Annotated in this window: 9 protein-coding genes and 1 pseudogene; all 10 read left to right on the plus strand. The window is 38.0% G+C overall.

Annotation, left to right across the window (positions count from 1 at the left end):
- Positions 1-60: 60 nt before the first annotated feature.
- Positions 61-1,293 carry an IS91 family transposase gene (locus HMPREF0106_RS12010; protein WP_009040059.1) on the plus strand — a complete coding sequence of 411 codons (1,233 nt, stop codon included), beginning with the start codon at positions 61-63 and terminating at the stop codon, positions 1,291-1,293.
- A 62-nt stretch (positions 1,294-1,355) separates the two neighbouring features.
- Positions 1,356-1,523 (plus strand): hypothetical protein, encoded by a 168-nt coding sequence (locus tag HMPREF0106_RS27085; RefSeq protein ID WP_009040060.1) that lies wholly within the window; start codon positions 1,356-1,358, stop codon positions 1,521-1,523.
- Positions 1,524-1,675: 152 nt separating this feature from the next.
- Positions 1,676-2,536 (plus strand): hypothetical protein, encoded by an 861-nt coding sequence (locus tag HMPREF0106_RS25435; protein WP_009040061.1) that lies wholly within the window; start codon positions 1,676-1,678, stop codon positions 2,534-2,536.
- Positions 2,537-2,623: 87 nt separating this feature from the next.
- The gene (locus tag HMPREF0106_RS12005) at positions 2,624-3,382 is read left to right on the plus strand and encodes a DUF4261 domain-containing protein (RefSeq protein ID WP_005842525.1); all 759 of its coding nucleotides are present in this window, start codon (positions 2,624-2,626) and stop codon (positions 3,380-3,382) included.
- A 77-nt stretch (positions 3,383-3,459) separates the two neighbouring features.
- Positions 3,460-3,828 (plus strand): Imm44 family immunity protein, encoded by a 369-nt coding sequence (locus tag HMPREF0106_RS12000; protein ID WP_004295261.1) that lies wholly within the window; start codon positions 3,460-3,462, stop codon positions 3,826-3,828.
- Between the two features lie 78 nt (positions 3,829-3,906).
- Positions 3,907-4,311, plus strand: coding sequence for an Imm10 family immunity protein (locus HMPREF0106_RS11995; RefSeq protein WP_005840574.1), 405 nt, complete (start codon positions 3,907-3,909; stop codon positions 4,309-4,311).
- A gap of 43 nt (positions 4,312-4,354) precedes the next feature.
- Positions 4,355-4,819 (plus strand): Imm21 family immunity protein, encoded by a 465-nt coding sequence (locus HMPREF0106_RS11990; protein ID WP_009040062.1) that lies wholly within the window; start codon positions 4,355-4,357, stop codon positions 4,817-4,819.
- A gap of 81 nt (positions 4,820-4,900) precedes the next feature.
- Positions 4,901-5,620, plus strand: coding sequence for a hypothetical protein (locus HMPREF0106_RS11985; protein ID WP_008763879.1), 720 nt, complete (start codon positions 4,901-4,903; stop codon positions 5,618-5,620).
- A gap of 65 nt (positions 5,621-5,685) precedes the next feature.
- Complete coding sequence (locus HMPREF0106_RS11980) at positions 5,686-6,222, plus strand: DUF4303 domain-containing protein (RefSeq protein WP_009040063.1); 537 nt, start codon at positions 5,686-5,688, stop codon at positions 6,220-6,222.
- 75 nt (positions 6,223-6,297) lie between these two features.
- Positions 6,298-6,547, plus strand: a pseudogene (locus HMPREF0106_RS11975) (SMI1/KNR4 family protein); the annotation flags it as partial.

Genomic DNA, 6,547 nt, shown 5'->3' on the forward strand with positions numbered 1-6,547 from the left:
CATGTTCAAGGCCTTGAAGTTACTATTAGACTGTATAATAGGCAGTTGCAAACAGGAAAGATGATAGATTTACTCGACATATCGGCACAATCGGAAGGCTGCGGCACTGAAAAGAAGTACCGCTTGGCAGACTATTTCAACCGTTGGTGGGATGAGTACGCCAAGCATCCGACAGAGTATATCACCCCGGAACAGTATAAGGCTGCAAATGCCATAAGGGTATGCCGCACCGCCGCTTTGGGGATAGATACTTATGCCTGCCCCGAATGTGGTGAAGTCCGGGAAATCTACCATAGCTGCAAGAACCGTTTCTGCCCCACGTGCGGATGGCGTGACACGCTCAAATGGGCTGCACGCATGAAAGACAAGCTGTTGCGTGTCCCTCACCGCCACGTGGTGATGACCCTGCCCCATGTATTGCTTGACTTGGTGAAGCGCAACAAGAAAGAAATGCTCAACATCATGATGCGCACGTCGGCGGAAGCGTTGAAAATCTGGATGATGAAGGCTTTCGGGCTGAAAGTGGGCGTGATAGCCGTGCTACATACCTACGGGGAAACCAAGCAGTACCATGTCCACACGCACATGCTCCTATCATGGGGTGGCATTGACGGGAACGGGAGGATTGTCGTTCCGGAAAGGTCAAAGGTGAACGACGCTTTCATCAGGAGCATATTCAAACACACGTTCGATAAGGCTCTGATAGAGTTGTTTGACAACGGAAAGCTCAAACATGACTTCCGCAACCGCATGGAGTTCATGAGTTTTATCAAACACGTGGTAAACAAGAAGCAGTGGATTGTTCATCTGGAGCCGCCTCTGGAAATGCCCGAACAGGTGATACAATATATCGGGCGGTATTCCAAAAGAGCGTGCCTGAGCGAATATAAAATCACGGCGATGGAAGACGAGAACATCACGTTCCGTTACCGTGACTATCAAAACTCCCCCGACAGGAGGAACCCGTTGGAGAAGGAACTGACCCTGCATTACCGTGAGTTCTTTCCCCGGTTGATGCAGCATGTACCCCTACATTATTTCCGTATCGTGAGGTACTACGGCTTTTACTCCAACAAAGGCAATTTGCCGGGGGAATACTTCGGACGGGACGAGGATGTGATGCAAAACGCCCCGGCAGAAGAAAGCGATTACGAGAATCCTTTCTTCTGCGAGTGCTGCCAACGTGCGAGAATTTATGTACATACAATAATAACAAGACGGACTGTTTTCGATGAATCACCTGAAACACTTGTGTTTAGCAGGTCTGACATACGAAAACAAAAAGTCGCATAATGAAATAACGGGATAGCTATGCACTTTCGTAAAGGAAAACATGGAAATCCCACGAAAAAGCAATGAAAGGAGGACAAAAAATGATTGGTGAACGGAACATCATACCGGGAAAATCCCGGAAACGGAATGAAAATTTCCCTTATCGGCAAAAGGAAAGTGCAGGGGGAAAATTGAAGTTCTATAATATTAATTATAAGGTAAGCAACCTGAACGGTTGCTTGGAGAGTTAAATAAAGCAGCCTAAGGGCTGCGAAATGCGGCCTCGAACATAAGGATAAATCGCCCCAAAAGGCGATTATCCTCCTTAACATTACATAAGGATAAATCGCCCCAAAAGGCGATTATCCTCCTTAACATTAGCCACTTAAAAATAATAATAAAAATGACACATAACGAAGCCATAGAACTATTGTTGAAAGAGTACACTTCTTCTGACAAGAAGCAGCTTACTGAGCTATTCATACAAACCTTGCCAATAGGTCGGATTCATTTTGGGCTTCAAGTTTTGTCGAAAATGAAAACATATTATGTTCATTCATATTCAATATACGACATTCCTAAAACAGGTGATTTTTACAAAGACGAGAGGTTGTGGATAAAAGAAAATAAAAAACTATTCTTAGAAAGAAAATACCTCTCCTTTGAGAATATGACCGTAGAACAACAAAGAGAAATTATGGATGAACCTACAATAAACTCTTGTTATATTTGTTCGTCTTCCTTTGAGAAAGATATTGAAAAATATCCATTCAATCCCAAATATGGGGTGAATGAATCTGATGTTTTTCACATGGTACAATGCTTACAGCAAGAGAATAGGGAAAGTGTGAATTTCCTGTATGATCCCAAACAACAAAAGGAGGGGCTGAGTATTCTTAAAGAAATCTTTGAGACTATCACATCCGTGCAGGAATCAGACGGGATTCGCTATGTGTACAAATTGTTGAAGAAAAAAGAATTTTTCAAGCATTGGAAGAAAGAGGAAAAGCGTATAAGTGTTAAGTTTGCAGAATTAGCTTTACAACGTCTGTTGGAAATAATGGGATACCTTAGTATTCTCCACACTGAAAAATATAGAGGTTCCTTTTATGAGTTTAATGAAGGATGTACTCCAAGAAGCAGCCGAAGTTCTGATTGGAATTACCCAGTGGATTTTTGGAGAGGCAAAAACGGCATTGATAAGATAGCTTTTCAGTATTGGTTTGGAGAGTATGATGAACTTGAAAAATTCTGGAAACAATAGAGCGACTAACAAACGGATTAATCTACCAACAGCCGATTATCCACCTAACATTATGCACCAAAGATATAATATAAAAACAATAAGAATATGAAAGAAGAAAATTATCCAACTGGAGCTTTTGTAGCCTTTGTGTTATTATCACAAAATGAATGGGATATTAAAAAACTCATCAACGACTGCAAGGCAGATTGGAACATAGAAATTCCATATGACGGCAATGAAGAAGCGTTGGTAGCTGTTATGGGAGATGTTACACTTGCAGTAGCCATTATGCCTGCACCTGTTCCTAATCAAGAGGCGGAACATTATGCAGGAGCAAATTACATGTGGAAAGATGCAGTAGAAGTGACTAAAAGCCACAAGGCACATCTCATGGTTTCTGTATTGGGAAAGGATGCCAATCTATTGGAACGAGGGAAACTATTTACAAAAGTCGTTTCTTCATGCCTTAAACAAGAAAGAGCCATTGCTGTCTATACTGATGGAACTGTGTTCTATCCCCAGTTTTATTGTGATGTTGCATCTGTAATGCAGCAAGATGATGAAGCATTGCCTATATTGGATTGGGTGTGGTTTGGCGTATATCGCACCGAAGAATGTGCAGGTATATATACCTACGGAATGAGAAAATTTGGTAAAGAAGAAATGGAAGTTTATGCTGCCAATGCCGATCTGAATGATGTTCGCGATTTTCTGCTTGATATAGTTACATATGTTTTAGACTGCGATGTAACTTTGAATGATGGCGAAACCATCGGATTTTCGGAAGAACAAAAGCTCAGGATTACCCTTAGTGATGCGGTTGCATTGGATGGAAAGAGTTTGAAACTTGAATATCCACAATAAGAAGGCGCATAACAAACGGATAAATCTCCTATAACAGTCGATTATCCGCCAAACATTACTAACGATAACAAATTTGTATGAAAGTTTTTATTGGAGGTGAATTGGAACATAGTATTTCTGATAAGTTTCGTAAAGCAAGAAACTCTGTAATAGAATATATGGATTGTCTATGTGATATTTCATATATTAATGAACTAAGTTTCTATGTATTCTGCTTAAAAGGATTTACTACAAATCCATTAAGTAGATATTCGAAAAAACGTAATCGGATAGAATTGGAAATTCTACTCCCATTTGATAAATTTGAAACAGCAAATGATTCTCAATGTGTTGAGATATTGAAACAAAGTATTCTTGATGCTATTGAGAACTATAAAAATAAAAACATTCCACAACAATATATTGATGTAATTGTAGAAAAAATGAAAGCATCAATTAATGAATGAATTCGTTAGTAACAAACAGCACTACTGCTTAAAGCGGAACGCTGCCGAACATTAGCAACTAATTAAGCCAAATGAAATATGGAAATAAATTTTATAGCAAATGAAATAGTATATGAAGTGACAGAATACAACTCATATTTAGTTGGTTTTGCTGATGATAAGAATGAACCCAAAGAATATGTAATTGTCGAAAGAGCATTAGAATTTGATGAACAGGATATTAAATTAGGTATGGACTCATATTATTTTGAGTATTCAGACCAATCTAATTCTGGATATGGATTATGCGACAAAGTCATTTTACGTCAAAATGAGATTGTCTTTTCGGCAAAACATAAATGTATGGATGATATTACTTCAATAACTGTGTCATATAATGAAAATATAATTGAAGATGTAAATGAGTATAGAAAAATGCTTTCAAATATCTTTGGAGATATTTTGATTATTGAACAAGTTGCTAACAAACAGATGAAACCTTAAGGTAAAGTGGTTTATCTGCCAAACATTAATCGCTGAGAAAAATATGAATAATTGGATTGAAACATCAGGAAGCCCATTTGTCATTGTTGAGCAACAATATGCCCATCAATGGAAGGGTCAAGAAAACTACAATGCTATATGTAGCGTAACAGATTACTTGGGGAAAATCTATATAGACAATCATGTCTTATTGGTAATGGGAGATGAACCGATGGCTACACGCATAGTAAATAAAGATGGAGCAATCTTAATAATCCGCTGGAAGTATGCTCCCGATTATTTAACGGTGGAAAAACTTCTGGAGAATGATATCGTAAACGGGATTGAACCAATAGAAGAAGTTGAAGTAAAATGGGATTCTACTGAATTAGTCCTATTTGATTCTTTGTCTCCCTATTGTGAAGCGTCGGTTAAAGTTTTTTTATCATTACAAAAAACATCTTGTATAATAAAAACTTATCTTTATCAAAAAGACGAAGTATCTTTAATAATACATTCAATCCAATAAAGACGATTAACAAGCGGCTCAACCTCCCCTTAAAGGTCGGTTAGCCACCGAACATTAGCTACTTGTAATAAAAAGAAAAATATGAATTGGAGTAATTACCTATCAGATAAAAAATGTCCTTCGCCTCCATATGCGCATTTAGGGGTATTGGAAGGAGAGGTGTGGGGATATTGGGATTTATCCCAAGTTCCAAAGGGTACTAAAATTTTGTCCTTACCTACACCATTAAAGAGAACCAAACTATCTTACAATAATTGGAACGCTCTGAGGAATAATGATGAAATTGAGGCAATAAAATTGGGTGATATTGACGAAGAACGCATTGATGTTTTGTCTTCATTGCCCAATTTGAAATACTTGGAGATCAGCTGTAATAAACAAGATGAGTTCCCGGAACTATCTACATTAAAATCATTGCAGATCCTTGTACTTGCCAACATAAAACGAGTAGATAATATTGAATTTCTGAAAGAACTTTCTGATTTGAAGACTCTTTATATATGCGACCTTAATCATCTTTATGATTTATCTCCGATAGCCGAATTGAGAAGTTTGCAAGAATTGTTTTTATCTAATGGAGGAATGTGCGGAGTCGGTAAGCCCGTTAAAAGCATGGAGCCGCTTTCCCGTTTACTTGAACTTGAATATTTACATTTTTGTGTAACAGTTGAGAATCGGAATTATGATATTTCTTCACTATTTCCCCTTAAAAAGCTAAAGCATTTATCTATCTTACCAAGATTTCTTAAAAAAGGAAATGAAGAAAAACTTAAGGAAATGTTGCCTTTGCTAAATTGGTAAAGTAGCTAACAAACAGCACTACCGCTTAAAGCGGAACGCTGCCAAACATTACCAACAATTACTTTATGAATAAAGAAATAGAAATACTTATAGCAGCCATAACAAAAGCCGCAAGAATGGCTTTCCAAAAGTTGTTTAGCAATGGCGAACATTTTTATTATTGTGCGCTTCTGACGACAGGTGAAGGTTTTGCTCCTGTTATTTCTGCATGGTCGTGGGAAGCATTAGCCAGAGTAACACAATTGAACTCTGAAACATATGCACAAAGTATAAAGTGGTCTTATGCAGACTCGCCATATTATGCTTTTGGCTACGACGAATATTTTAGTGATGTAAAACAGCTCTTTGAACATCGAGCTAATATTGATAGTTTGAATGATGAAGATTGGGGAAAGGAGTTTGATGTCAGGCTAACTGCTATGGTGAAAGCAATGTCAATTCTTGATAAAGAAGGACTTTTTGCACAAAACCAATCACGCCGCAGTATTTTGATAAATGTAGAATTAATGCCGCCTGATGCTTCAAATGTGCAAAGAGCATTAGAGCTAAACAACTCCGAAGATATTGAAGAATATCTTCAAGAAGCTGCTGAAAGTGAATAATAAAGTTGGTAACAAAGCGTGATAACGCTTGACAGCGTTCCCCGCTAAACCATTATAAACTCGTAAAATAAAAATATGATTGAAGCACTGAAAAATATAGGATTCATCGTTACAGAACGATTGGAAAGAAAAGAATTAAGCTCTGATTTACAAAATCGGTACTCCGAACTTCCTGCGGACTATCAGGAGTTTTTACAACGGTTTCAGACAATCACGAATGAAAGTGATAATGTTTGGTTTAATTCCATAGAGGACTTTAACGGAGAAAGCGATAGCGGATTCCGTTGGAATGAATTTGAGCTGATGGGACTTGAGGCGTTGGCAG

The organism is Bacteroides sp. D22, from assembly GCF_000163675.1.
GTDB classification, from domain to species: Bacteria; Bacteroidota; Bacteroidia; order Bacteroidales; family Bacteroidaceae; genus Bacteroides; species Bacteroides xylanisolvens.

Coding starts and splice junctions, on each gene's coding strand:
- HMPREF0106_RS12010 (WP_009040059.1), top strand. CDS start 61: ATGATAGATTTACTCGACATATCGGCACAATCGGAAGGCTGCGGCACT.
- HMPREF0106_RS27085 (WP_009040060.1), top strand. CDS start 1,356: ATGAAAGGAGGACAAAAAATGATTGGTGAACGGAACATCATACCGGGA.
- HMPREF0106_RS25435 (WP_009040061.1), top strand. CDS start 1,676: ATGACACATAACGAAGCCATAGAACTATTGTTGAAAGAGTACACTTCT.
- HMPREF0106_RS12005 (WP_005842525.1), top strand. CDS start 2,624: ATGAAAGAAGAAAATTATCCAACTGGAGCTTTTGTAGCCTTTGTGTTA.
- HMPREF0106_RS12000 (WP_004295261.1), top strand. CDS start 3,460: ATGAAAGTTTTTATTGGAGGTGAATTGGAACATAGTATTTCTGATAAG.
- HMPREF0106_RS11995 (WP_005840574.1), top strand. CDS start 3,907: ATGGAAATAAATTTTATAGCAAATGAAATAGTATATGAAGTGACAGAA.
- HMPREF0106_RS11990 (WP_009040062.1), top strand. CDS start 4,355: ATGAATAATTGGATTGAAACATCAGGAAGCCCATTTGTCATTGTTGAG.
- HMPREF0106_RS11985 (WP_008763879.1), top strand. CDS start 4,901: ATGAATTGGAGTAATTACCTATCAGATAAAAAATGTCCTTCGCCTCCA.
- HMPREF0106_RS11980 (WP_009040063.1), top strand. CDS start 5,686: ATGAATAAAGAAATAGAAATACTTATAGCAGCCATAACAAAAGCCGCA.